Source organism: Microbacterium sp. 11MF, assembly GCF_000383475.1.
Taxonomy (GTDB): Bacteria; Actinomycetota; Actinomycetes; order Actinomycetales; family Microbacteriaceae; genus Microbacterium; species Microbacterium aquilitoris.
The window spans coordinates 97,588-121,424 of record NZ_KB911461.1; the positions used below are offsets into that span (position 1 = coordinate 97,588).

The window sequence follows — 23,837 nt, forward strand, 5'->3', positions numbered from 1 at the left end:
GGCGAGCGTACGAGCGAAGATCGTGAGTGTCAACCAAAGGGTGACATCACGCAATGCGACGGCGTGACACACTCACGCTGGCGGGCTGGTTGGCTCGATTCGATTGAGAGGATCATCGATGGCGGATGACGCCGGTTCCGATGACGAGCGCTGGCTCACCATCAACGGGCGGCGGTGGCGGCGCACCGATCCGTCCTTGCCCGCAGACCTCGTGGCGGCGCTGACCTCCCACCTCGGGCGCGGTCGATCAGGTGTGCGCCGCGCGAAGGAAGATCCCGACGCCACGTCAGCGGCACGCCGACGGGTCGATCTCGCGAAGCACGGGCTCGGTGAGCGGGGCCCATATTGGTGGGACGAGCCGGAGGACGAGCGTCTCCGCAGAGCGAAGCAGGCGCTCGCCGAGTTGGAGGAACTCGAGGACTGAGAAGCTCAACGTCTTTCAGCGTGCTTCATCGACCTCCACGGCATGCATCAGGTCGCTGCTCGCGGAACGCGTCCTCGCGGCGCGAGCAGGGTGGGTTGTGGCCCGGAGTCGTGGGTCAGGAAGCCATTCGCCACCGCCGATGGGCTTAGTTACTCGTCTGTCCGGCGAAGGCTGCGTCTCGGGAATATCGACTTTAGGTCGACACGGGGAACGTTATGGTCGGAGCAACCTTGGGCAGCGGGTTCCCTGAATGCGCCGTTGTCGGGTTCGTCCGTGGTGCGGTGTCCCTAACATTCTGAGAAGCCCCGACCTTGAGTCCTTGTACTCACGTTCCGAGCTGTTGTTGATCGGGGTAGGGGGACTCATCCGTTCCTTTCCCGCCTCAATAGGCTGGTACTCATGTCTCCCGTCGAGTCCGCTCTTGCCGCTCAGCCCGTGCTCACCACCGAGCGCCTGACGCTCGTGCAACTGGGCCCGGACTATGTAGAAACCACGCTGGCGGGCCTCGAGGATCCCGATGCCCTACGTCTCACGGGCACCCGCGGCGAGTTCTCGCGCGAACGCGTCAACGCGCATCTCCAGCGTCTTCCTGGCGCACCCGACCGGGCGGACTTCGCCATCCTCGACCGGGACGGCATGCACATCGGTGAGGTGGTGCTGAACGAGCTCGACCTCGACAACCTCGCAATGAGCTACCGGATCGCGCTGACCGACTCCACCGTCCGCGGCCTCGGGTACGGCACCGAGGCCGGGCGTGCGGTCGTCGAATGGGGATTCTCGATCGGCCTGCACCGCATTTACCTCGAGGTATACGCCTTCAACCCGTCGGCGCAGCGCTCGTACGAGAAGATCGGTTTCCGTCACGAAGGCCGCGCCCGCGAGGCCCTTCTCTGGGACGACGAGTGGACCGATGCCGTTCTCATGTCGATACTGGCGACCGATCCGCTTCCCTGACCCCCGCTGAGTATGGTCGTCGCATGCGCCCTCCGTTCATGAATACCCCGGAGCAGCTCGAATCTCTCGATGGGCAGCAGTACCTGGTGCTTCGCCCGACTTCAGAGGTGGCGGATCGCTATGCGATGGAGCAGAACGACGCGTTGGCTCTGGGGGGACTTCCACACCCGCACACCGGGCACGTGACGCTACGAGGCTTCTACGAGCCAACACGTCGGGGCGAGCTCACGGCGCTGGTCCGCAGTTGGGCTTCCCAGCAACAGCCGATCGAGATCGTCGGCGACGCCGTCGACTCATTCCCTGAGCCGTGGCAGATCCTCATTCTGCGACTTGCTCGTACTCGCTCTCTCATCGCCGCCTACGCAACGTTGACCGACTTGTTGGATCTGACCGATTTCCACCGCCTCGGTGAGCTGCCCCTCGATGACTGGACCTTTCACATGTCCGTCGTCTACGGCAAGACACTGTCGAGTGAGGGTTGGAAGGCGATCGAATCCGCACGAGTTCAGGAGTTCGAGCATCCGGTTCGCGAGACCGTCAACGAGATAGAGCTCGTCTCGTATGCAAACGGCGAGGAGCACAGCGAGGTCATCCAACTCGGCATTTGAGGTGCGGCTCGCCCGCGCACCTATCGCTTGCGAGCGCCACGACCCGACCGCCGGAAACGATCTTTACCGGCGGAGGAGCGACCGAGCAGCTACGGGGCACCCAGAACAGTCGCGCGAAACCTACTGTCGGCGGGCGTCAGAAGGGCCGTTGTTGTCTCGATCTTGCCGTTCGCGTCTCCGCAGTTCGGCAAGCAGAATGATCATCGCGGCGCAGGTGCACACAGCCCCGAGGACTGACCACCAGTTGGGTGGCTCATCGAAGATGAGCGGAAGCGCGACGGCTGTGAAGATCGCCACCAGCGCCGAAATCGTCAGCACCACGATGACCATAGTGCGCTGTTTGCGGGGCGTCATGAAAGCCATGCTTGCATCACTCACAACACCCGCGTCGGTGGGTAGTTCGGCCTGCCGAAAACGATCGTTTTCGGTGTGTGCCTCCGAGATGCCGAGTATGGTTCGCCACAAACGGCAACCGCTACCTAGTTTTGGCAGACGTTTCTGGTGCACCTGCGATTAGCGGCAGGGGCGTCCAGAGCTGTTCCTAGTGGTGTTCGTACTCGCCGAGGCTCACTCGACGATCAGCCCACATGCGTTGCTCTGAGCGGATTCGAGAAATCAGGTTGGGATCTATGTCAGCTATGGCCATCCCCTCGGCGGTGGGAACGTGAGCGATACGTTGTCCAAGCGGGTTGAACACGGCGGATCCGCCGATGAACTGATGAGTGCCTCCGATGAGGCCGCTGAAAACGACGTACATGCCGTTGTCGAGTGCTCGCGCGGCGTAGTGCAAGTCGCGTCGGTGCTCGCCGCCGGGGAAGTACGCGCCGCTGTTGATGTAGACAACCGCACCGTTGAAGGCGGCCGCGGCCGCGTGCTCCGGGAAATTTGCGTCGTAACAGACCGACAACCCCAGTCTCAGGTCACCCGCGGATAGCGAGCACCCGTGATCGCCCGCAGTGAACCAGCGGCGTTCGCTGTCGTAGAGATGCTGCTTGTCGTACGCCAAGACCGGGGCTCGACCGGGTGCGAGAACGATGTCCGTCAAGGTCGATCGCCCGCCGCGGTCGAGGGCGGTGTTCAAGATGACCAGCAGTCCCGTTACGTCGACGGCTTCCTGGACGCGATCGAGCCAGTCGAGCTCTGCTGATGCAGGCAACGATCCGGTGAAAGCTGCGTCGTCGTAGCCCGTGACGAAAGCCTCCGGGAACACGATGACGTCGACCTTCTCCGAGGAGGCCCGCTGGATGAAATCGACGGCCTTCGCGATGTTGCGGTTGACCTCACCCGGCGAGGCCTCGGCCTGAACGGCCGCTATGCGAAGAGTCACCTTCACACTGTCGCACCTGGCGGGGTTGTAGCTCTCCGCAACCGGCCGAAACTGATGGTTCCTGACCGGGGGCATCTCGTCGACTGGGCCAGCCGGCATTAGACATCGGGCCCGCGGGATCCCCGTCCTCTCAGACTCTCGCGGCCCGATGAGACGGCTCCCAGCCCCAGACCGATGAGCGCGCCCACCAACCCGGATACGGTCCCAAAGGTGCCACTCCAACCCATCAGAACGTTTCGCGGGTCGACGAACTGCCGATTGTCCGCGAAGCTGGCCATTGCGTCAGGAAACCAGGCGATGAGCACATACAAGACGCCGAGGAGCACACCGGCCGCGAAGCCGGCAGCGACCCAGGGCAGCAGACGGAAACGATCGTTTCCGGCGGCCCCGAACGAGAGGCAGCAATGTGCCCACCGGAAACGTGTATCAGAACCTGGTTTCGGCGGACCTTTTCGGGAGAGTTGGCGACACGCGCTGGGGTGAGTGTCAAAGCTGCGCGGTACTACGAGCAGCCGGGGTTCACGAAGCTGTCTATGCATGCGCTGGACACGTTCTGTGGGCGTGCCCAGCACACGCATACGAAGATCAGCAGGGCTGGCTGACCGGCGCAATCCTCCCGTAGTCTGCGGAGACCCAGCACTTTTCAGGACTGGCCTTCCAGGCCCGGGTTTCGTTCAGGGTGCTGCGGGAAGTTGCATATTTCCAGGCGGGGTCGACACCTTGAAGTCCCATGCAGTCGGTGAACGCGAACGTTCCGTTGAAGGTACAGAGCGAACTGTCGACGAGCTGAAGGTTGCCACTGACAAGGCTCGAGGTCTTAGTCCCTACCTTCGCGTCGATGAAGGTTTCGAGGCTGGCATTCGGCCCAGCGGGGAAGTTTGGCAGATCGTAGGGAGACGCCAGCCCAACAGCCATCGAATTCAATCCACACGGGTCGAACAGATCGTTCAGATCAGCGTAGGGATAGGCCTTGCTGACGCCGCCGTAGTACGACGAAATCGACCAGCTGTTCAGGTTGTAGTTCTTTGCGATGAACTGATCCCGGAAGTTAGGCCCGCAGATCTGACCAGGAACCACGCTTCCTCGAGTGCCTGAGGCTCCGTTTTGGATGTTTATCTCGAACTCGATGCCGATTGGCCCTGTCAAGGTTTTCGGTCCGTAAGGGGCGTACCAGTCCAGGCTGTTGTAGAAGTACTGTGATTTGCCGCTCCGTATCGTTCCTGCATAGACGACCTGTGGTTGCCATCTGACCGTCGTGGCGGCGGCCGCCGCGGTAGCTGACGAGGCGGATACCTTCTGCGAGTCGGCGGACACTGTCTCAGGTCCCCCCCTGTTATTCTCACGCAGCTCTGCTGCATCCTCGGACGTCATCCGGGGCGCGACAAATGGAGTTCCCGGAACGTCGATCTCAGCAAGGGGCTCATATGTGGGCGAGCTCCCACGCGCGCTTCCAGCTAGTTCCGGATCGCGATAGTCGACAGCGACGAGGAGCGAAGAAGCCTCGGGCTGGGTGCCGTACATGTCAGCGAACTGCGCGAGAAACTCCGCTGGGCTCTTATCGCCGCCTAGAAAGTACTCCCCGACGACCTGATCGTTCTCGAAGCGGACGCCGACCACGTCACCGGGGTAGGACTCGCTGATGTTCAGAGCGTCATCGAGCTCGATGTGATGACTGAAAGCCGCTTGAAGGACGGATATTTTGCCAAGCTCCTCCTCCGTCTCGGCAGGCGTTGCCACTACGGCAGAAGACGCACTAGCCGGGCCGACGATGAGTATCGCCGCGGCCAACATTGCCCCTGCAGTTGTGCTTGTTTTCCTCACACTTACCCCCCGATTTTGCGTTTTGAGCGCACGGAAGCGTAGATCCCCCCAACAGCAAGAGCCATTCCCCCGTACACGATCAACGTACGAGACCACCCATCGTCTGTCCACACGCGACCGTCCTCCACCGGCCACGAGCAGCGGAGCATCAGAGGAAAGACTGTTGTCTCGCCGCGCACCTCAGCTTCAGTGGCCTCCGTGAGCGGCAAGGCGGCAGGCGGGGCGAGCTCCTTTGTCTGCAGCACACAGCGGCGGTCTGGATCCTCTTTCCAAAAGAGAAACGGCGCGGCAACGGCCCCGACCAGAAGCAGCAGAACAATCGAGACAGTGAGCAGCGTCACCCGCAGCAACTTACGGTTACCAGTCGACGTCGGCGCCATGTCGTCACTCTAGGTGGCTCGCCTTATGCCTCGCATTCTTGAGCTCCGACGACGGAGACGCCAGAAACGATCGTTTTCGGCGCGCGGCCGGTCAGGGCCTTGCGGGCGTCCGACACGCCGTGGATCGACCCGCCGAAAACCCCCACCGAAATCTGCGCTCGCCGAAACTCCCCGCGAACGTTTTCGGTGGGGGCCTGCGGCCCCACCTCGACACCGCCCCACGGCCGCGCCCGGGGCTACGCTCGAACGGTCGGAGGGAGCCCAATGCCGCTGGATCCGTTCTTCCGCGAGCGCCTGCGCACGCATCGCCGGTACCTCGCGAAGAAGGCGTGGACCGACCTGACCGCGCGGTTCCGGCCGGTGGCGCCGGCGGCGACGGCATCCGCTTCAGCCAAGAAGACGGTGCCGCTCACGCCGCGCGAGCGGCACCGTCGCGCGGCGCTCAACTGGGACCGCATGGAGCTGCGCAACGCCGGCATCCCCGGTCCCGACATGGAGACCACCGACGTCACCGTGCCGGTCGAGGGGTACCCCGACGTCCGCATCCGCATCTACCGTCCCGCCTCCGCGCCGACCCCGGCACCTGCGTGCCTCGTGATCGCCGGCGGTGCGTTCCGCATCGGGGGCATCGACTATCCGACGGCGGATGCCTCGTGTCGCCGCCGCGCCGACCGCTCCGGCGTCGTGCTCGTCACCGTCGGGTACTCGCTCGCTCCCGAGCAGCGCTATCCGACGCAGATCGAGCAGGTCCACGCCGCCTGGGTGTGGCTGCACGCGCACGCGGAGGAGCTCGGGATCGACCCGGACCGGATCGGCCTGAACGGTGCCTCGGCGGGCGGATGCCTCGCGGCATCCCTCACCCTCCTCAACCGCGATCGCGGCACGCCTCAGGCGACGCTGCAGATCCTCGAGGTTCCGGTCACCGACCTCACCGGCCGGTGGATCGACCTGCGCGCGACGTACGCCTTGGGCGTTCCCGCCTTCATCGCGCTGCGCGAGCTGCGCTCCGTCGCGAGCACTTACCTCGGCGACCGGTCGCGGGCGCGCGAGCAGTACGCGTCGCCGATGCGGGCCGCCTCGCACGCGGGCCTTCCGCCCGCCGTCGTGCTCACGGCGGAGTACGACCCGCTCCGCCGCGACGGCGCGACCTACGCGGCGAAGCTGCGGGACGCCGGCGTCGACGCGAGCGCGACCCGCTACCTCGGCGTGACGCACGACACCCCTCTTTATGTCGGCGCACTCCCGGCCGCGCGCCGCTGGGAGGACGACGTCGTCGCCGCGCTCCGCCGCATCTGAGGCGCACTGGTAGCGTGCGCGACGTGCATCCTCCGATCGAACCCCACGCCTCCGGAATGCTGGACCGACCGGACGGCGCCCGCCTCCACTGGGAGGTCTCGGGCTCCGACACCGGCCGCGCCGCGCTCTACCTGCACGGCGGACCCGGCGGCGGCCTCGGCAAGGGCGGCTACCGGCGCGTGTTCGACCCCGAGCGTTATCGCATCGTCGGTCTCGACCAGCGCGGATGCGGCGCCAGCACGCCCTGGGCGATCGACGACCTCGAGAACCTCGACACCAACACCACTCCCACGCTCATCGCCGACATCGAGGCGCTCCGCGAGCACCTCGGCATCGACCGCTGGCTCCTCTACGGCGTCTCGTGGGGGTCGACCCTCGCCCTCGCCTACGCGCAGGCCCACCCCGAGCGGGTGAGCGAGATCATCCTCCTCGCCGTCACCGCCGGTGCGCGCGACGAGATCGAGTGGATCACCGACGGGGTGGGACGCATCTTCCCCGAGGCCCGCGACCGGCTCGGCGACCTCGTGCCTGCGGGCGAACGCGTCGTCGACGCCTACGCGCGGATGCTGCGCGACCCCGACCCGGCCGTCCGCACCCGTGCGGCCGACGCGTGGGATGCATGGGAGTCGGCGCACATCACCCTCTCGCCCTGGGCGACACCCGGCCCGCTGCACGACGACCCGCGCTCGCGCGAGAACTTCGCCACCCTCGTCACGCACTACTGGTCGCAGGACTGCTTCCTCGACGCGCCCGTCCTCGAGCGGATGGACCGGCTCACCGGCATCCCGGGCGTCCTCATCCACGGCCGACGCGACGTGAGCGGTCCCGCACTCACGCCGTGGCTGCTGCACAAGGCGTGGCCGAGCAGTCGGCTGCACATCCTCGAGGAGGAGGGGCACGGCGGTCCGGCATCCGCGCAACTCGCCTGCGACGCGGCCGACGAATTCGCCCGCGAGTGACCCGGATTCGGACATGTGCGCCGGATTCGGACGGGAGAGCGCTCCCCGGTCCGAATCCGACAACATCGTCCGAATCCGGCAACAGGCGGACGCACACGCAAACACGGCACGCGAAAGCAACCCCCTCCGCGGAATTCCGCGGAATCCGGCCGAAACGGCCTCATTCGCCTCAAAAGTCACATCCGACACGCGACACGCCGTCCGATTACGGACCAGATGACCGAAAATCCGCGGAATCACGGGGTTCGTGGGTATATTCGGGACCGGTCGCAACGACCAACCGGCGGTCACCCCGTCGGTCCGAGTAACTGAAGACGGCGATCCGCCGTCTGGAGGAGCACCATGGCCATCACCAAGACCGAACTCGTCGCCAGCATCGCCAGCGCCACCGGCGAGAGCCAGGCCACCGTCTCGCGCGTCGTCGACGGCCTGTTCGCGTCCGTGTCCGAGGCTGTCGCCAAGGGCGAGAAGGTCTCGATCCCGGGCTGGATCGCGTTCGAGCAGGTCGAGACCTCCGCTCGCACCGGCCGCAACCCGCAGACGGGTGCCGAGATCAACATCCCCGCCGGCAAGCGCGTCAAGGTCAGCGCCGGCTCGAAGCTGAAGGCTGCCGTCAAGTAAGACGCTGCAGTCGTACGAAGGGGGATGCCGCGAGGCATCCCCCTTCGGCGTTCCCCCACCTGCCCGCGCGTAGGCTTGCAGGGTGAATCCGCGTGCTCTCCGCTTCGCCGGGCCCGCGATCCTCGCAGGCGCCGGTCTGATCGCGCTCCTGCTGGGTCTGGCCTACGGCGGCGGCGCCACGCCCCTCGTCATCGGCGATCCCGGCCCCGTCGTCCGCTGGGTGCTCCCGATCACCGAGCTCACGGTCAACCTGTCGGCTGCTGTGCTCGTCGGCTCACTCGTCCTGGCCCTCTTCTCGCTGGTCGCCGGGTCGAAGGAGTTCGACTTCGCCCTGGATGCCGCCTCTGCCGGCGCCGCGATCCTCACCGTCGCGAGCGGTGTCACCGGGTACCTGACGTTCCTCAAGGTGATCCCCGCGCGGCCGAGCGCCGACGCCGCGTTCGGCGAGCAGCTCGGTCGCTTCCTCGTCGACACCGATCCCGGTCGCGCGTGGCTCATGACGACCGTCGCCGGAGCGGTCCTCACCGTGCTGGCCTTCGCCGTCCGCGGGTGGCTGCCCACGCTCCTCGTCGCCGTGCTCGCGATCGCCGCCATGGTGCCGATGGCGACGGCCGGCCACACCGGCAGCGAGGCGAACCACAACATCGCGGTCACCTCGCTCGCCCTCCACATCATCGCCGCGGCGGCGTGGCTGGGCGGGCTGCTCCTGCTGATCCTCCTGCGCCCGTTGCTGACGCGCGACCGGCTCGCCGACGTCCTGCAGCGCTACTCGAGCATCGCCCTCGCCGCCTTCGTCGTCGTGACCCTGTCGGGCATCGCGCGGGCGGCCATCGGCATCCTCTCGTTCCAGAACCTCTTCTCGGCCTACGGCGCGATCCTCATCGTGAAGGTCGTCGCGCTGCTGGCCATGGGCGTCCTGGGTGCCGTCTACCGGCGTCGGTTGATCGCCGGCATCCGTGACACCGCCGTCGCGGCCCGCTTCTGGACGCTCGTCCTCCTCGAGGTCGTGTTCATGGGGATCGCCTCCGGCGCCGCCGTCGCCCTGTCGCTCACGCCGCCGCCCGTCGACACCACGCTGCCGCTCGATCGCACGCCGGCCGAGGTGCTGACGGGCTCGGCCCTTCCGCCCGAGCTCACCATCGACCGCTTCTTCACGGCGTGGGACGTCGACCTGATCTGGGCGTTCGCCGTCGGCTTCGGACTGTTCTTCTACCTCGCGGGCGTCCGCCGCCTCGCCCGCCGCGGCGACCGTTGGCCGGTCGGCCGCACGGTGCTCTGGATCACCGGCCTGGTGCTCCTCTTCTACGTCACCTGCGGTCCCGTGAACGCCTACCAGGACTACCTGTTCAGCATGCACATGGTGGGCCACATGCTGCTGTCGATGGCGATCCCGATGTGCCTCGTCTTCGGAGCCCCCATCACCCTCGCCTCGCGCGCGATCCGCAAGCGGGACGACGGCACGCGCGGCGGTCGCGAATGGATCCTGTGGGCCATCCACAGCCCGTACGCCAAGGTGATCACGCACCCGCTCGTGGCCGCAGCGCTGTTCATCGTGTCGCTCTGGGCGTTCTACTACACCGACATCTTCCGGTGGACGCTTTACGACCACCTCGGGCACGAGTGGATGGTGCTGCACTTCCTGACGGTCGGCTACCTCTTCGTGATGTCGCTCGTCGGCATCGATCCCATCCCGTACCGGCTGCCTCACGCCGGTCGCCTGCTGACCCTCATCGGCGTCATGGCGATGCACGCGTTCTTCGGCATCTCGATCATGATGTCGTCGGGCCTGTTCGTCGCGGAATGGTTCGGGTCGATGGCCCGCCCGTGGGGGCTCGATCCGCTCGCCGACCAGTACATGGGCGGCGGCATCGCGTGGTCCATCGGCGAGATCCCGACGCTCATCCTCGCGATCGTCGTCGCCGTGCAGTGGAGCCGCTCGGACGAGCGCCGTCAGCGCAGCAGCGACCGTCAGGCCGATCGCAGCGGCGATGCGGAGCTCGAGGCCTACAACGCGCGACTCGCGGAGATCGCCGCCCGCGATGAACGGGATGCCCGGCGCGAAGCGGCGCGCTGACCGCGCTCAGTCGGCGGCCGAGACCGCGATGGACGCCGTGCCGTCGGGGAGGATCGTGATCTTGCCGGTGAGGAAGAACGGCACGAGCTCGTTCACGTCGTAGACCGAGCCGTCGAAGATCGAGCGGATCTGCACGTCGATCTTCGCGACCGCCTGCGTGCGGGTGATCGCCCAGCCGGCACCGTCGGGCTCGAGGGTCACGACGGGGTTCTCCTCGATCTTCCACGTCGGGGGCTCGACGATGCGGTTGCGCACGTAGTAGCCGAACGGGCACCCCGTGGGCTGGAGGACCTTCTGCGTCGCGCACTGCGCGAGGAAGTCGTCCACCTCCTGCTGCACGACACCGATGAACTTCTCGGTCGGCTCCGCCTGGAACGACACCGGGATCTCGGCGAGGGGCGTGTCCGAGAGGACGGCGACGCCGGGGCTCTTCGTGGCGGCCGTGTCGACGGTGATGGAGTACAGCCCGGGCGAGAAGGCGAGCAGCGGGATCGGTTCGAGGGGGTCGGCGTCGCTGCCGTCGGGCGAGACCTGGCGCTTGTCGATCGAGAAGCCGTTCACCTCGAACTGCATCGAGCCGCGCACCGCGAGCTCGATGACCGCGAGCGGGCTCTGCGCGAAACGCCACCGGGGGAGGAGACCGCTCTCGTCCTCGTCGCGCTCCACCTCGAACGTCGTCGTGCCGGCGTGGCCGCCCACCCGGTACGACACGGTGACCGTCGTCGTGCCGTCGGCATCCGTCGTCTCGGAGACCGGTTCGACGTCGGACAGCGGCGTCAGGGTGTTGCTGCGCAGCAGGGCGCCGCTCGCGTCGGCGGGCAGCTTCGCCGCGGCGAGGGTCGACGACGTGGTCGAGACGCCGGGGACGAGGAGCGCGTCGGTCGCGCGTCCGTCGGCGAGCAGGTGCAGGTAGTCCAGGACGAACGCGGTCGGACTGTAGAGCTGTCGGTAGAGCACGGCGGAACTCGCGCCGATCGCGCCGACGAGCAGGATGCCGACGACCCCCAGCACCGTCAGGTCGATCGCGAGCTTGCGTCGGCGTCGAGGCCCCGCGACGGTGGCCGTGCGGGTGGCGGCGACGGTGGCGTCCGGCGCAGCGGCATCCGCTGTCTGGTCGGTACCGTCGTGTTCCACGTGCCCAGTCTAGGAAAGCCCCGCTGGTAGCTAGCATGGTTCCGGTGAGCACGCCGCCCCTGTCTCCTGAACAGGACGCGCTCTTCCGTCTGATCGAGGACACCCGCGAGCACGTGTTCGTGACGGGACGCGCCGGGACCGGCAAGTCCACGCTGCTCCAGCACCTGTCGTGGAACACGAGCAAGCAGATCGCGGTCTGCGCGCCGACCGGCGTCGCCGCCCTCAACGTCGAAGGCCAGACGATCCATTCGCTGTTCAAGCTGCCGATCGGGCTCATCGCCGACAGCGAGATCGAACAGACCGAGGCGACCCGCAAGATCCTGAACGCGATCGACACGCTCATCATCGACGAGGTGTCGATGGTCAACGCCGACGTCATGGACGCGATCGACCGCTCGCTCCGCCAGGCGCGACGCAAGCGCGCCGAGCCGTTCGGCGGCGTGCAGGTCGTCATGTTCGGCGACCCGTACCAGCTCTCGCCGGTGCCGCCCCGCGGCGATGAGCTGCGCTACATCCAGGACCACTACCGCTCGTTCTGGTTCTTCGACGCGCAGGTGTGGGCGGGCCCTCGAGCGGATGCCGGTGCCATACGCTCCGACGGTCTGCTCGACCTCGGGCGGGTCGGCGCTCCGCTGCACATCGCCGAACTCCGCAACATCCACCGCCAGTCCGACGACGCGTTCAAGACGATGCTGAACGCGGTGCGCCACGGGATCGTGACCGCCGACATCGCAGGCGCGCTGAACGCGGCCGGTGCGCGGAAGCCGCCGGAGCCGGCAGCCGATGAGGTGCCGATCATCACCCTGGCCACCCGCAACGACATCGTGTCGCGCATCAACCAGCGTCACCTCGACGCCCTGCCGGGCCCCGCGCAGACGGCTCGTGCCGAGATCAGCGGCGACTTCGGCCGCGGCGACGCGTCGTACCCCGCCGACCAGGAGCTGCAGCTCAAGGTGGGCGCTCAGGTGATGTTCCTGCGCAACGACATCGGCGGCTTCGGCGGCGACGGCCCGCGCTGGGTGAACGGATCGATCGGCACCGTCACGCGCATCGCGGGCGGAACCGTCCGCGTCGAGCTCGACGGCGAGGAGCACGACGTCGAGCCGACCGTGTGGGAGAAGTTCCGCTACGCGTACGATCCCGGCACGCGCAAGCTGACCCGCGAGATCGTGGCGGAATACACGCAGTTCCCGCTGCGGCTGGCGTGGGCGGTCACGATCCACAAGTCGCAGGGCAAGACCTACGACCGGGCGATCATCGACCTCGGCAACGGTGCGTTCGCCCCGGGGCAGACCTACGTCGCGCTGTCGCGGCTCACGACGCTCGACGGGCTCTACCTCTCGCGCCCGCTGCGCCCCGCCGACATCCTGGTCGACCGTGACGTGCGGCGCTTCATGGCCGGGGTGCGGGCGGCGCAGAACGCGGGCTGACAGGCGGCATCCGTCGCCGTGCGACGTGCGAGCGGAGGGAGCGGACGGGTGTGCTGTAATCATTGAGACGAAAACCGGGGGTGATCTGCGCGTGGCAGGACGTGTGTCGAGGCGAGTGCTCGCTGCAGTGACGGCGCTCGGCCTCGCGATCGGTCTCGGCGCCTGCGCTCCCGAACCCGACCGGGTCGACATCGGCGTGGACCAGGTCGACGGTGCTCTGCCGTCCGATCTGACGGCGCAGATGCAGGAGCTCACGCAGACGGCCATGACGTCGATCGGCGCCAGCGGCGCGATCGTCTCGGTCTCGGTGCCCTGGTCGGGCGAGTGGACCGCGGGCGTCGGCACCTCCGGCGTCGGAGGGCCCAAGGTCGACCCGTCGATGACGTTCAAAGCGGTCAACGCGACCCGCCCGATGACGTGCGACCTGCTCTACGCCCTCGTCGAGAAGGGCACGGTCAAGCTCGACGACACCATCGGGAAGTGGCTCGACTCGTACCCCGGTGAGAGCACGGTCACGCTGGCCCAGCTCTGCGACAGCACCAGCGGCATCCACGGCTACCTGAACGAGATCTTCTCGCGTGTACTCAAGGTGCCCGAGCGCATCTGGAACCCGCGCGAGCTCGTCGCCTACGGTCTCGGTCAGCCCGCGTCGTTCGCGCCCGGAGCGCGTTTCGGCGAGTCCGACACCGGCTACGTGCTCCTCGGCCTCGTCCTCGAGCGCGCGTCGGGGCAGTCCCTCGACGAGCTGTACGACGAGTACGTCTTCCAGCCGCTCGGCATGAGCTCGACGTCGGTGCCGATGGGCATCGGCGGCGGCGACCGCCTCAAGGGGTCGTACCTCGACTCGGGTGAGGACGGCAAGCCGAACTGCAAGGCTCCGCTCGACATGACGGATCTGACCTCGAGCGTGGGCTCGTCCGCCGCGGGCGCGGTCTCGACCGTGTCCGACCTGTCGACCTACGTCCGGGCTCTCGCCGTCGGCGCGCGCCCCTACGACACCGACCAGCGGTTCGAGGGCGCCCCGCCCATCAGCGACAGCCTGCCCACCTGGTTCACGGCGAAGGGCGGCGCCTATCAGGGCGGCAGCCTCGTCGGGCAGTACGGCTCGCTCCCCGGTTACATGGTGGCCGCCTTCGCCGACCGCCAGACCGGCATGTCGGTGGTCGTCGTGCTGAACGACTCACGGGCGTCGTCGAACGTCGCGCGCCTGCTCGCGTGGCAGCTCGCGGCACTCGCGTCGAAGGCGCCGGCCGCCGACGGCCGCACGGCGCCCGAGGTCGGCCTGCCGTGGACGGTCGAGAGCCTCGGCGAGGAGCTCGCCGGTTACGCCATCTGCGGCGGGTGAACGCGCGCAGCACGTCGACGACCGCCATCGGGCTGGTCGTCGTGGGTCTGTGCTGCCAAGAGGTGGGTGCCTCTCTCGCCGTCGTGCTGTTCCCTCAGGTCGGCCCGCTCGGCATGGTGATGCTGCGGCTGGTCTTCTCTGCCCTCATCCTCGGTCTCATCGCCCGCCCATCGTGGCGGGGACGGACGCGCGCGGCGTGGGTGGGCGTCATCCAACTCGGTCTCGCCTTGGCCGTGATGAACGGGTTCTTCTACCTCGCCCTCGAACGGCTCCCCCTCGGGGTGACGGTGACGATCGAGGTGCTGGGGCCGCTCACTCTGTCGATCATCGCGAGTCGGCGGGCCTCGGCGTGGATCTGGGCGGGGCTCGCGCTCGTCGGCGTGCTCGCGCTCGGCGGCGGCGGGTTCGACCGCCTCGACCTGCTCGGTGTCGTGTTCGCTCTCGGGGCGGCGGTCACCTGGGCGCTCTACATCCTCGCGTCGGCCAAGGTCGGCGCGGCGTTCCCGAAGCTCGACGGGCTCGCCTTCGCGATGGCCGTCGGGGCGGTGGTCTCGCTGCCGTTCGGCATCGCGGACGCAGGGTCGGCGCTCCTGCGCCTCGACCTCGTCGCGCTCGGGGCCGCCGTCGCGTTGCTGTCGTCGACGATCCCCTACGCCCTCGAGCTCATCGCGCTCCGGCGCCTTCCCGCGGCCGCGTTCGCGATCCTCATGGCGCTCGCCCCCGCGACGGCCGCACTCGCGGGCTTCCTCCTGCTCGGGCAGCACCTCACCGCGCTCGAACTCGTGGGCATCGCGCTCGTCATCGTCGCCTCGGTCGGCGCGGTCCGCTCCGCGGGTCGTGGTGTCGAGGACGTCGCCGAGCCGATCGGCTGAAACCCGTTCAGGCCACGTCGACGGGAGCGCGGACGGCGGCGAGGTAGCGCTCGACCACGACGGCGGCGACGGCCGCGTCGGGTGCCAACGGGGTCGTGACGGCGTCGGCGCCGGCCCGGGCGATGACGTCGGCGAAGAAGCCGGGGGCGAGGACATAGCTCGCGGCCACGACGCGGCGGGCTCCGGCATCCCGGGCCCCAGAGACGGCTGCGTCGATGCGCGTCCCTCCGCCCGCGGCGAAGCCCACGGACACCGGCGCGGCGACGCGTTCCCGCAGCAGATCGGCCATCGCGGCGACGTCGACGGATGCCGCCGGATCGCTCGACCCCGCGGCGGCGAGCACCACCGCATCGCCCGGTGCGAGGCCGACCTCGCGGAGCCGCGTCGCGAGCAGGTCGGCCAGAAGGGGATGCGGACCGAGCGCGGCGGTCGCGGTCGCGCGGTGCCCGGCATCCGTCACCGCGCGGGCGATGTCGACCTTGGTGTGAAAGCCGGTCGACAGGAGGAGGGGGACGACGATCGCGTCGCGCGGGGCGGTGGCGCGGACGACGTCGTCGATCTCGGGCTGCTGCACGTCGACGAACGCCTCCTCCACTGCTACGCCCGGAAGGAGCAGGCGCACGTTCTCGACGAGGTCGGAGATGGCGGCGCGACCGTCGAGCGAGCTGGTGCCGTGCGAGCAGGCGATGAGGACGGGTGTCATGGTGTCTCTCCCGGGGTGACGACATCGAGGCGGTACCCGCGTTTGACGACGGTGCGGATGAGGGTCGGGATGCCGAGGGCTTCCCGCGTGCGCGCGATGGCCACGTCGACGGCGTGGGTGCTGTCGCCGGTTCCCGACCGGGGGAGGGCTGCGGCGAGCTCGCCGCGCGAAACGACACCGCCTCGCGCGGCGAAGAGCAGGGCGAGGATGGCGGCGGACGTGGGTGACAGGGTGAGGAGCGCGCCGCCCAGGACAGCGGCGCCGCTGCGCAGCTCGAGTCGCCCGGCGGTGGTCTCCAGGGCAGGCGCGCCGCCACCCCCGAAGTGGGTGACGACGGCGCGCACGAGGGAGCCGAGGCGGCCCCGCTCGGCGATGAGCGGAGCTGCGCCGGCGTCGACGAGCGGACCCGCGGTGATCGGCCCGACCGCGGCGAGCAGGAGCGTGCCCGCCGTCGACCGGCGGACGATCGCCTCGAGCGCGCCTTCGCGACGGGCGGTCGCGAGCCACTCCGCGGCGCCGGGCGCGGAGGTGAAGAGGACGGCGTCGACGTCGCCCTGCGCGGTCTGGGTGACCGAGCGGGCGACGGCGGCCGCGTCGGGCGGTGGCCCCCAGCGGTAGACCGTCAGGCTGACGACGTCGGCGCCTGCGGCCGAGAAGAGCTCATCGAGCCCGTCTGCTCCCGACCCGTGGTGCTGCACGGCGACGCGGCGACCGGCGACGCCCTCTGCCAGCAGGAACGCCCCGAGTTCCTCGGAGGTCTCGGACTCAGCCACCCAGTCCGCGGTGAGACCGGCCTGCTGGATCGCCCCGCGTGCCTTCGGTCCGCGCGCGACGATCTGCGCACCCGCCAGGGCGGCGTGGAGTGCGCCCTGGAGCCCGGCCTCGTCGGCGGCCTCCATCCAGCCGCGGAATCCGACACCGGTGGTGGCGACGACGATGTCCGGCGGATCATCGATCAGCGCGCGCGTCGCGCCGATGAGCGCGTCATCGTCGATGTGCGACTCGATCGTCAGCGCGGGGGCGTGCCGCACCGTCGCCCCGTGCCGCTCCAGTGCGGACGCGAGCTCGGCGGACCGACGATCGACGGCGATGACGATCGTGCAGCCGCCGAGCGCGGCCGAGAGGGCGGGGCGGACGGTCGTCACCGAGGCGGTTCCCCCTTCCCCGCGGCGACGGGCGCGGGCAGCAGGAGCCCTGCGGCGGCGACGTCGCCCACCACGATGACGGCGGGATTGCTCACTCCCGCGGCCGCGGCATCCGTCACCGCGTCGGCGAGGGTCGTGCGGGTGGTCCGCTGCGTGGGCGTGTGGCCGCGTTCGACGATCGCGAGTGGCCGATCCGCGGGGGCGCCGGCGGCGAGGGCGGCGGCCACGAGCTTCGGCAGGGCGGCGACCCCCATGAGCACGACGGTCGTGATCGTGTCGTCCGCGAGCGCGGCGCGGGTGGCGGGGGTGACGGGACCTTGGCCGATCGTCACGTGGAGTCCCGCGGCGGTCCCGCGGTGGGTGACCGGGATGCCGGCGGCTTGGGGGACCGAGACGACGCTCGTCAGCCCCGGCACGACCTCGACGGGCACGCCCGCAGCCAGGCACGCCGTGACCTCCTCGCCGCCGCGCCCGAAGACGAACGGGTCGCCGCCCTTCAGGCGCACGACGCGCTTGCCGGCCTTGGCGTGGGCGACGAGGAGGGCGTTGATCTCCTCCTGCGGAACCGGGTGGTTTCCGGGCGCCTTGCCGACGTCGATCACCTCGACGTCGGGGTCGAGCTCGACCAGGATGTCGGTGGGCCCGAGCCGGTCCGCGATCACGACGTCTGCCTCGGCGAGCAGGCGTCGACCGCGGACGGTCATGAGGTCGGCGGGGCCGGGACCTCCGCCGACGAGGTCCACGCGCCCGGCGGCCTTCCGGCGGCGACGGAGCGGCAGCATCCCGTCGCGCAGGGCCGCCCCGATCGCGTCACGCAGTCGAGCGGATCGGCGCGGGTCGACGCCGGCGTCGGAGGCGACCGCGACGATGACATCCCCCGAGCGGGTCTCGGCGGTGAGCCTCGCCGTCCCGTGAGCGCCGTCCGACGCGTTCACGCAGAACACGCGAGCCGCCTCGCACCACGCCGCGACCGTCGCATCGACGGATGCCTGGGCCGTCGCCGCGTGCACGAACCACGCCTCGGCGACGTCGCTCTCACGGGCGGTGCGCGCGATCCACGCGACCCTGCCGGCATCGACGTGCGCGCGCATCGCGTCGCCCAGCGCGGGAGCGACGACGGTCACGAGCGCGCCCTCGTCGAGGAATCGTCCGACGCGACGCCCGGCGACGGCGCCGCCGCCGACGAAGACGACGCTGCGGCCCGAGAAGGTGAGCCCGAGCATGGTGGTCATGACTGCTCCCCCCGCAGGTAGACGATGCCGTCCGCGACGGCGGCGGGCCATACGCGCAGGGTGTGCTGCTCTTTGCCGTTCGTCTCGAGGCAGACGCCCGTACGAAGGTCGAACACCTGCTTGTACATGGGCGACGCGACCGTGGGGACGTCCCCGCGGGTGCCGACGATGCCGCGCGAGATGACATGCGCGCCGCTGTAGGGGTCGAGGTTCTGCACGGCGTGCACGCGGCCGGCGTGGGTGAGGAACAGCGCGATCTGCGTGGCGCCGAGGAGGGCGGCCCGACCGCGCTCGGTCTCGAGGTCGGTCACCGCGCAGATCGCCGTCCAGCCCGCGGGTGGGGCCGCGGCATCCGTGTCGTGCGTCACCGTCGTCACCGCCGCACCTCCAGTGTCGTACCGGCGATGAGCACACCGGCGTCGCGGTCCTCGGGCGTCGCGGGGCGCGCCTGGCCGCGCTCGGCGGTGTACGCCAGCGACGGGTCGGGAGTCGTGGGTGCGTTGACGAACGAGGCGAACCGGCGGAGCTTCTCGGGGTCGTCGAGGGTCGCCTTCCACTCGTCCTCGTAGTTCTCGACGTGCCGGGCCATCGCGGCATCCAGGTCGGCGCAGATCCCGAGCGAGTCGTCGAAGATCACCCGGCGCAGCTCGTCGATGCCGCCCTCGAGGTCCTCGAACCAGGGGGCCGTGCGCTGCAGCCGGTCGGCGGTGAAGACGTAGTACATGAGGAAGCGGTCGATCGCCTGCAGCAGCCCGGCGTCGTCGAGGCCTTCCACCAGCAGCACCGCGTGGCGGGGCGTGAAACCGCCGTTGCCGCCGACGTACATGTTCCAGCCCGCCTCGGTCGCGATGACGCCGACGTCCTTGCCGCGGGCCTCGGCGCATTCGCGCGCGCACCCCGAGACACCGAGCTTGATCTTGTGCGGTGACCGCAGCCCCCGGTACCGCAACTCCAGCTGGACGGCCATGCCCACGGCATCCTGCACGCCGTAGCGGCACCAGGTCGAGCCGACACAGGACTTCACGGTGCGCAGGGACTTGCCGTAGGCGTGACCCGACTCGAAACCCGCGTCGACGAGGCGCTTCCAGATCTCCGGCAGCTGCTCGAGGCGCGCGCCGAACATGTCGATCCGCTGCCCGCCGGTGATCTTCGTGTACAACCCGAAGTCCTGCGCCACCTGCCCGATCACGACGAGGCCCTCGGGGGTGATCTCGCCGCCGGCGATACGGGGGACGACCGAGTAGCTGCCGTCCTTCTGCATGTTCGCCATGACGTGGTCGTTCGTGTCCTGCAGCGTCGCGTTCTCGCCGTCGAGCACGTGCCGACCGGTGAGGGTCGACAGGATGCTGGCGAGCACGGGCTTGCAGATGTCGCAGCCGCGCCCGGTGCCGAACCGCTCGATGACCGCGCTGAATGTCGACAGCCCCGAGACGCGCACGGCGTCGAAGAGCTGACGGCGCGACATCGCGAAGTGCTCGCAGAGCGCACTGCTGAGGGCGGCGCCGGTCTTCGCGAGCTCGCTGCCGAGGAGCTTCGTGATCATGCCCACGCACGATCCGCAGGCCGCCCCCGCTTTCGTGCAGGCCTTGATCGCCTTCACGTCCGTGCAGCCCTCGTCGTGGACGGCCGAGCGGATTCCGCCGGCCGTGACGCTGTTGCAAGAGCAAACCAGCGCCTCATCGGGCAGCTCGCCCGTCGGGGCGGCGACGCCGTCCTGCGGCATGAGGTACGCGACCGGATCGCCGCCGAGCGCGCCGCCGACGAGGGGGCGGAGCGAACCGTAGGCCGACGCGTCGCCGACCAGGATGCCGCCGAGCAGCGTCTTCGCGTCGTCCGAGAGGACCAGCTTCTTGTAGACCCCGGCGATCGGGTCGGCGTAGACCACGTCGAGTGCGCCGGGCGTTTCGGCGAACGCGTCGCCGAAGCTGGCGACGTCGACGCCCGAGAGCTTGAGCTTGGTCGAGACGTCGAAGCCCGCGAAGGACGCCTCGAGTCCGAGCAGCCGCGCAGCCGCCACCTCGGCCATGGCGTAGCCGGGTGCGACGAGCCCGACGCACTGGCCGCCGAAGCTCGCCACCTCACCGATCGCGAGGATGCGCGGGTCGGACGTGTCGCAGCCGCCGTCGATGACGACTCCGCCGCGCGGATCGACCGCGAGCCCGGCGGCGCGGGCGAGCTCGTCGCGGGGACGGACACCGACGGTGAACACGACGACGTCGGTGCGCTCCCACGAGCCGTCGCGGAACTCGAGGCCGATCAGCTGACCGCTGCGGTCGGCATCGAGCCGCGTCGTCAGCGCCGAGGTCCGCACGCCGATCCCGCGCTGCTCGATGAGCCGACGCAAGGCGTCGCCGGCGGGCAGGTCGAGCTGCGCCGACATGAGGCGGTCCGAGGACTGGACGACGGTGCAGTCGACATCGAGGCCCTGCAGTGCGCCGGCTGCTTCGAGTCCGAGGAGCCCGCCGCCGATGACGGTTCCGGTGAGCCGGCGTCCGAGCTCGGCCGACCGGCGCTCGACGAAGCGCTCCAGCGCCTCGACGTCGTCGAGGGTGCGGTAGACGAAGCACCCCTCGTGGTCGTAGCCGTCCACCGCGAGCCGGGCGGCGTACGAGCCGGTCGCCAGGACGAGCCGGTCGTAGCCGATGCGCTCGCCGCGATCGGTCACGACCTCCGCGAGGCCCCGGTCGATGTGGGTGACGGTCGCGCCCCGGACGAAGCGCACGCGCTCGTCTGCCAGGGGCGACGCGTCGAGTTCGAGGTCCTCGGCGGACGCGCCGGCGAAGAACGAGGTGAGGCCGACGCGGTCGTACGGATGCCGCGGCTCCTCGCCGATCACGGTGACCCGCCACGCCTCGTCGGTGCGGCTGAGCAGGCTCTCGACGAAACGATGGGCGACCATCCCGGCACCCACCACGACCACGTGGGGCGGGGTGGGGCCGGTGGAGCTCATGTCGCGACCGTAGGCGGACGACGTTGCAGCCGAGGTCCCGTCGTGTTGCGGGCTCTTTACGGGGCGGGCCACGGTCGTCACCGGACGGCGACGGGCGCGTCCGCCGCGGCGGCGCGGGCGGCATCCTCACGGCGCGAGGCGCGCACGCGGCGGGGGGCCGCGGGGCGTCCGTACGTGAAGAACAGCGGCAGTCCGACGAACAGCAGTCCGCCGACGAGGTTGCCGACCACCGTCGGGATCTCGTTCCAGATGAGGTAGTCGCCGATCGTGAAATCACCGCCCAGCAGCAGACCCGAGGGGAACAGGAACATGTTCACGATCGAGTGCTCGAAGCCCATGAAGAAGAAGAGCATGATCGGCATCCACATCGCGACGATCTTGCCGATGACGTCCTTCGAGACCATCGCGAGGACGACGCCGGTGGCGACCATGGCGTTGCAGAGGACCGCGCGGACGAACAGGGTCAGCATGCCGTTCGCCCCGTGCTCGGCATAGCCGACGGTGCGGCCTTCGCCGATGTGGCCGATCGCCTGTCCGACCTCGTTGGGCGGGGTGGAGAACCCGTTCGTGAAGACGATCGCCATCAGCACGGCGATCGCGAAGGCGCCGATGAAGTTGCCGAGGAACACGAGTCCCCAGTTCCGGAGGATGCCGCCGAGCGTGACACCCGGGCGCTTGTCGAGCCACGCCAGCGGGGCGAGCACGAACACGCCCGTCAGCAGGTCGTAGCCCAGCAGGTAGAGCATCACGAACCCGATCGGGAACAGCACGGCACCGAGGAGCGGACTGCCGGTGGTGACGCTGATCGTGACGGCGAAGGCGGCCGCCAGCGTGAGGATCGCGCCGCCCATGATCGATCGGATGAGGGTGTCGCGGGTGGAGAGCATGACCTTCGACGCGCCGGCGTCGATCACGGTCTGGACGAGCTCGGTGGGCTTGACGTACGTCATCGCAGAATCCCTTTCAGTCGTGGAGCCGGGTGTGAGGCTCGACGCTAAAGGGCGGGTGTTTCCCCCGATCGCGCGGGGATCGACCGCTTTGGTTACCTCTTCCTCTCAAACGAAGAGGTCGCGATGTGAGAAAGGAGGGGTCTCAGGCGTCGTCCGGCTCGTCGTGACCGACGGAACGGGCTTCGAGGTAGGCGCAGAGCTCGGCGGCGACCGCGAGCTCGACGGCCATGCCGTGGAGCTGATGGCTGTTGAGGATCGTCGTCTCGGGCTGCGGTTCGATCGTCACGCGCCACGGGGCACCGCCGATCTCGACGGGCTCCATCGAGATCGAGACGGATGCGTTCTCGAGAGGAACGATGACGAGCCCCGTGTCGCCGCCGTCGGAGCCGTCCTGCACGATGACCTTGATGCGGTCGCCCGCGCCGCGGGCATCGTGGAAGTCGGACACCCACGCCTCGAGGGTTTCTTTACTGCGGAACGGCATCGGGACTTCCCCTCGTGGTCGGGCGGGAGACTAGCGGATCCGAAGAAACAGTGCCACGGGAACTGGGCCGCTCCTCCCCATCACCTATTCTCGACCATGGCGTCGGATACGGCGCGAACGACAAGGAGTGGATGTGGCGGACGGCGAAGATCGAACCTCCGCTGCGGGTGAGTCGAAGACCGGATATTGGTACGACGAGGCCCCCGGCCACCGTGATCGAGCCCGTCGAGTGCTCGAGGCGCTCCGAACCTATCGAGCTGCCGAGGCGGCGATGAGGCGCCGGACGCGGGACTCCATGGCGATGGGGGAGAACGAGCTCCTCGCCCTGCGCTATCTCTTGCGTCAGCCCGACCATTCTGCGCGACCGGCTGAGCTCGTCAAGTACCTCGGTGTCACCTCGGCGTCGATCACCACGATGCTCGACCGGCTCGAGAAGACCGGACGCATCGAAAGGTTGGCGAATCCGACCGATCGTCGCAGCATCTTCGTGCGCGCGACTCCGCATGCGAACGAGGAGGTGCGCGAGACGCTCGGACGCATGCACGGACTCATGTACGACGTCGCCGTGGGCATGAGCCCAGAGGCGCAGGAGCATGTCGTGGAATTCCTCCGACAGATGTCGGACGCCGTCGACGGCGTCGACCCAGTGGTCACCGAGGAGACGGTCGACGCCTGACGACCGGGATGCTGTACCCGGCTCGGGGCGTCAGCGCAACGCCCACGGGCAAACCCGTATCACCGCGCATAGTGGGGGTATGAGATGCATCACCTACGCCGGCGAGACCGTGGTCACGACCGATGACGTGGCGGAGGCTCTCATCACCCTGACCGCCGCCGTCGCCGAACTCGGACGGGCGGATGCCGTCACGATCCCCATCGTCTTCGAGAAGAATCACGAGATCGGCGAGGCATCCCTCGTCATCGGCGTGGGGAACGACGTCCTGTCGGTGGCGACCGAATGGGAAGGTCCCGAGCCGGACTTCGCGTTCGCTGCGGCCCAGCTGCGCCACCATCCGCATTTCCCTCGCGAGGCCGAGAGCTCGGGCGAACAGGCCTACGAGATCGAACCCGACACCTACTGGGACCCCGACCTCGACGGTTTCGGATCCCGCTGAAACGTTTCTCGAC

24 protein-coding genes are annotated in these 23,837 nt (G+C 68.9%); 12 read left to right on the forward strand and 12 right to left on the reverse strand.

Annotation, left to right across the window (positions count from 1 at the left end):
* Positions 1-118: 118 nt before the first annotated feature.
* From H286_RS0112565 to H286_RS0112575, 3 genes are all read left to right on the forward strand, one after another.
* Positions 119-424: a hypothetical protein gene (locus tag H286_RS0112565; RefSeq protein ID WP_020098426.1), complete on the forward strand. Its 306-nt coding sequence runs from the start codon at positions 119-121 to the stop codon at positions 422-424.
* Positions 425-823: 399 nt separating this feature from the next.
* Positions 824-1,378 (forward strand): GNAT family N-acetyltransferase, encoded by a 555-nt coding sequence (locus H286_RS0112570; protein ID WP_020098427.1) that lies wholly within the window; start codon positions 824-826, stop codon positions 1,376-1,378.
* 23 nt (positions 1,379-1,401) lie between these two features.
* Complete coding sequence (locus tag H286_RS0112575) at positions 1,402-1,986, forward strand: 2'-5' RNA ligase family protein (protein ID WP_020098428.1); 585 nt, start codon at positions 1,402-1,404, stop codon at positions 1,984-1,986.
* A gap of 120 nt (positions 1,987-2,106) precedes the next feature.
* Here the strand turns inward: H286_RS0112575 and H286_RS0112580 are convergent, their stop codons facing one another.
* The 4 genes from H286_RS0112580 to H286_RS0112595 form a co-directional block, all read right to left on the reverse strand.
* Entirely contained in the window at positions 2,107-2,349 is a 243-nt protein-coding gene (locus H286_RS0112580) for a hypothetical protein (RefSeq protein ID WP_020098429.1), read from the reverse strand.
* Positions 2,350-2,527: 178 nt separating this feature from the next.
* Positions 2,528-3,313 (reverse strand): carbon-nitrogen hydrolase family protein, encoded by a 786-nt coding sequence (locus tag H286_RS0112585; RefSeq protein ID WP_196800639.1) that lies wholly within the window; start codon positions 3,311-3,313, stop codon positions 2,528-2,530.
* Positions 3,314-3,898: 585 nt separating this feature from the next.
* Entirely contained in the window at positions 3,899-5,050 is a 1,152-nt protein-coding gene (locus tag H286_RS0112590) for a hypothetical protein (protein WP_155900375.1), read from the reverse strand.
* Between the two features lie 86 nt (positions 5,051-5,136).
* Positions 5,137-5,514, reverse strand: coding sequence for a hypothetical protein (locus H286_RS0112595; RefSeq protein ID WP_020098432.1), 378 nt, complete (start codon positions 5,512-5,514; stop codon positions 5,137-5,139).
* Positions 5,515-5,778: 264 nt separating this feature from the next.
* Between H286_RS0112595 and H286_RS0112600 the strand changes: the two genes are divergently transcribed.
* The 4 genes from H286_RS0112600 (at position 5,779) to H286_RS0112615 (ending at position 10,464) form a co-directional block, all read left to right on the forward strand.
* Complete coding sequence (locus tag H286_RS0112600) at positions 5,779-6,810, forward strand: alpha/beta hydrolase (RefSeq protein WP_020098433.1); 1,032 nt, start codon at positions 5,779-5,781, stop codon at positions 6,808-6,810.
* Positions 6,811-6,866: 56 nt separating this feature from the next.
* The gene (locus H286_RS0112605; protein ID WP_020098434.1) at positions 6,867-7,769 is read left to right on the forward strand and encodes an alpha/beta fold hydrolase; all 903 of its coding nucleotides are present in this window, start codon (positions 6,867-6,869) and stop codon (positions 7,767-7,769) included.
* Between the two features lie 342 nt (positions 7,770-8,111).
* A complete protein-coding gene (locus tag H286_RS0112610; RefSeq protein WP_018187642.1) occupies positions 8,112-8,390 on the forward strand; it encodes an HU family DNA-binding protein in 279 nt (92 codons plus the stop codon).
* Positions 8,391-8,472: 82 nt separating this feature from the next.
* The gene (locus tag H286_RS0112615) at positions 8,473-10,464 is read left to right on the forward strand and encodes a cytochrome c oxidase assembly protein (protein WP_020098435.1); all 1,992 of its coding nucleotides are present in this window, start codon (positions 8,473-8,475) and stop codon (positions 10,462-10,464) included.
* Positions 10,465-10,470: 6 nt separating this feature from the next.
* Here H286_RS0112615 and H286_RS0112620 read toward each other — a convergent pair whose 3' ends face one another.
* Positions 10,471-11,598, reverse strand: coding sequence for a hypothetical protein (locus tag H286_RS0112620; RefSeq protein ID WP_020098436.1), 1,128 nt, complete (start codon positions 11,596-11,598; stop codon positions 10,471-10,473).
* A gap of 35 nt (positions 11,599-11,633) precedes the next feature.
* On the opposite strand from H286_RS0112620, the gene H286_RS0112625 reads away from it, so the two are divergent.
* The 3 genes from H286_RS0112625 (at position 11,634) to H286_RS0112635 (ending at position 15,245) form a co-directional block, all read left to right on the forward strand.
* Positions 11,634-13,028 carry an ATP-dependent DNA helicase gene (locus H286_RS0112625; protein ID WP_018187639.1) on the forward strand — a complete coding sequence of 465 codons (1,395 nt, stop codon included), beginning with the start codon at positions 11,634-11,636 and terminating at the stop codon, positions 13,026-13,028.
* A gap of 91 nt (positions 13,029-13,119) precedes the next feature.
* Positions 13,120-14,373, forward strand: a complete 1,254-nt coding sequence (locus tag H286_RS0112630; protein ID WP_231370962.1) for a serine hydrolase domain-containing protein — start codon at positions 13,120-13,122, stop codon at positions 14,371-14,373.
* Complete coding sequence (locus tag H286_RS0112635; protein ID WP_020098438.1) at positions 14,370-15,245, forward strand: EamA family transporter; 876 nt, start codon at positions 14,370-14,372, stop codon at positions 15,243-15,245. Before H286_RS0112630 ends, H286_RS0112635 begins: the two co-directional genes overlap by 4 nt.
* A gap of 7 nt (positions 15,246-15,252) precedes the next feature.
* On the opposite strand, the gene H286_RS0112640 is transcribed toward H286_RS0112635, so the two are convergent.
* The 7 genes from H286_RS0112640 to H286_RS0112670 all read right to left on the reverse strand — a co-directional run bounded on the left by H286_RS0112640 (position 15,253) and on the right by H286_RS0112670 (position 22,709).
* Entirely contained in the window at positions 15,253-15,948 is a 696-nt protein-coding gene (locus H286_RS0112640; protein WP_020098439.1) for a sirohydrochlorin chelatase, read from the reverse strand.
* Complete coding sequence (locus tag H286_RS0112645; protein WP_020098440.1) at positions 15,945-17,093, reverse strand: uroporphyrinogen-III synthase; 1,149 nt, start codon at positions 17,091-17,093, stop codon at positions 15,945-15,947. The genes H286_RS0112640 and H286_RS0112645 overlap by 4 nt, the downstream gene beginning before the upstream one ends.
* Complete coding sequence (gene cobA / locus H286_RS0112650) at positions 17,090-18,325, reverse strand: uroporphyrinogen-III C-methyltransferase (protein WP_020098441.1); 1,236 nt, start codon at positions 18,323-18,325, stop codon at positions 17,090-17,092. The genes H286_RS0112645 and cobA overlap by 4 nt, the downstream gene beginning before the upstream one ends.
* Positions 18,322-18,702, reverse strand: coding sequence for a nitrite reductase small subunit NirD (nirD, locus tag H286_RS0112655; protein WP_018187633.1), 381 nt, complete (start codon positions 18,700-18,702; stop codon positions 18,322-18,324). The genes cobA and nirD overlap by 4 nt, the downstream gene beginning before the upstream one ends.
* Positions 18,699-21,275, reverse strand: coding sequence for a nitrite reductase large subunit NirB (gene nirB / locus H286_RS0112660; RefSeq protein ID WP_196800640.1), 2,577 nt, complete (start codon positions 21,273-21,275; stop codon positions 18,699-18,701). Before nirB ends, nirD begins: the two co-directional genes overlap by 4 nt.
* Before the next feature lie 77 nt (positions 21,276-21,352).
* The gene (locus H286_RS0112665) at positions 21,353-22,225 is read right to left on the reverse strand and encodes a formate/nitrite transporter family protein (protein WP_018187631.1); all 873 of its coding nucleotides are present in this window, start codon (positions 22,223-22,225) and stop codon (positions 21,353-21,355) included.
* 142 nt (positions 22,226-22,367) lie between these two features.
* Positions 22,368-22,709, reverse strand: a complete 342-nt coding sequence (locus H286_RS0112670) for a hypothetical protein (protein ID WP_020098443.1) — start codon at positions 22,707-22,709, stop codon at positions 22,368-22,370.
* A 271-nt stretch (positions 22,710-22,980) separates the two neighbouring features.
* Here H286_RS0112670 and H286_RS0112675 point away from each other — a divergent pair, with 271 nt between their 5' ends.
* The gene (locus H286_RS0112675) at positions 22,981-23,385 is read left to right on the forward strand and encodes a MarR family winged helix-turn-helix transcriptional regulator (protein ID WP_231370963.1); all 405 of its coding nucleotides are present in this window, start codon (positions 22,981-22,983) and stop codon (positions 23,383-23,385) included.
* Positions 23,386-23,464: 79 nt separating this feature from the next.
* Positions 23,465-23,824, forward strand: a complete 360-nt coding sequence (locus H286_RS0112680) for a hypothetical protein (protein WP_020098445.1) — start codon at positions 23,465-23,467, stop codon at positions 23,822-23,824.
* The last annotated feature ends 13 nt before the right edge of the window (positions 23,825-23,837 follow it).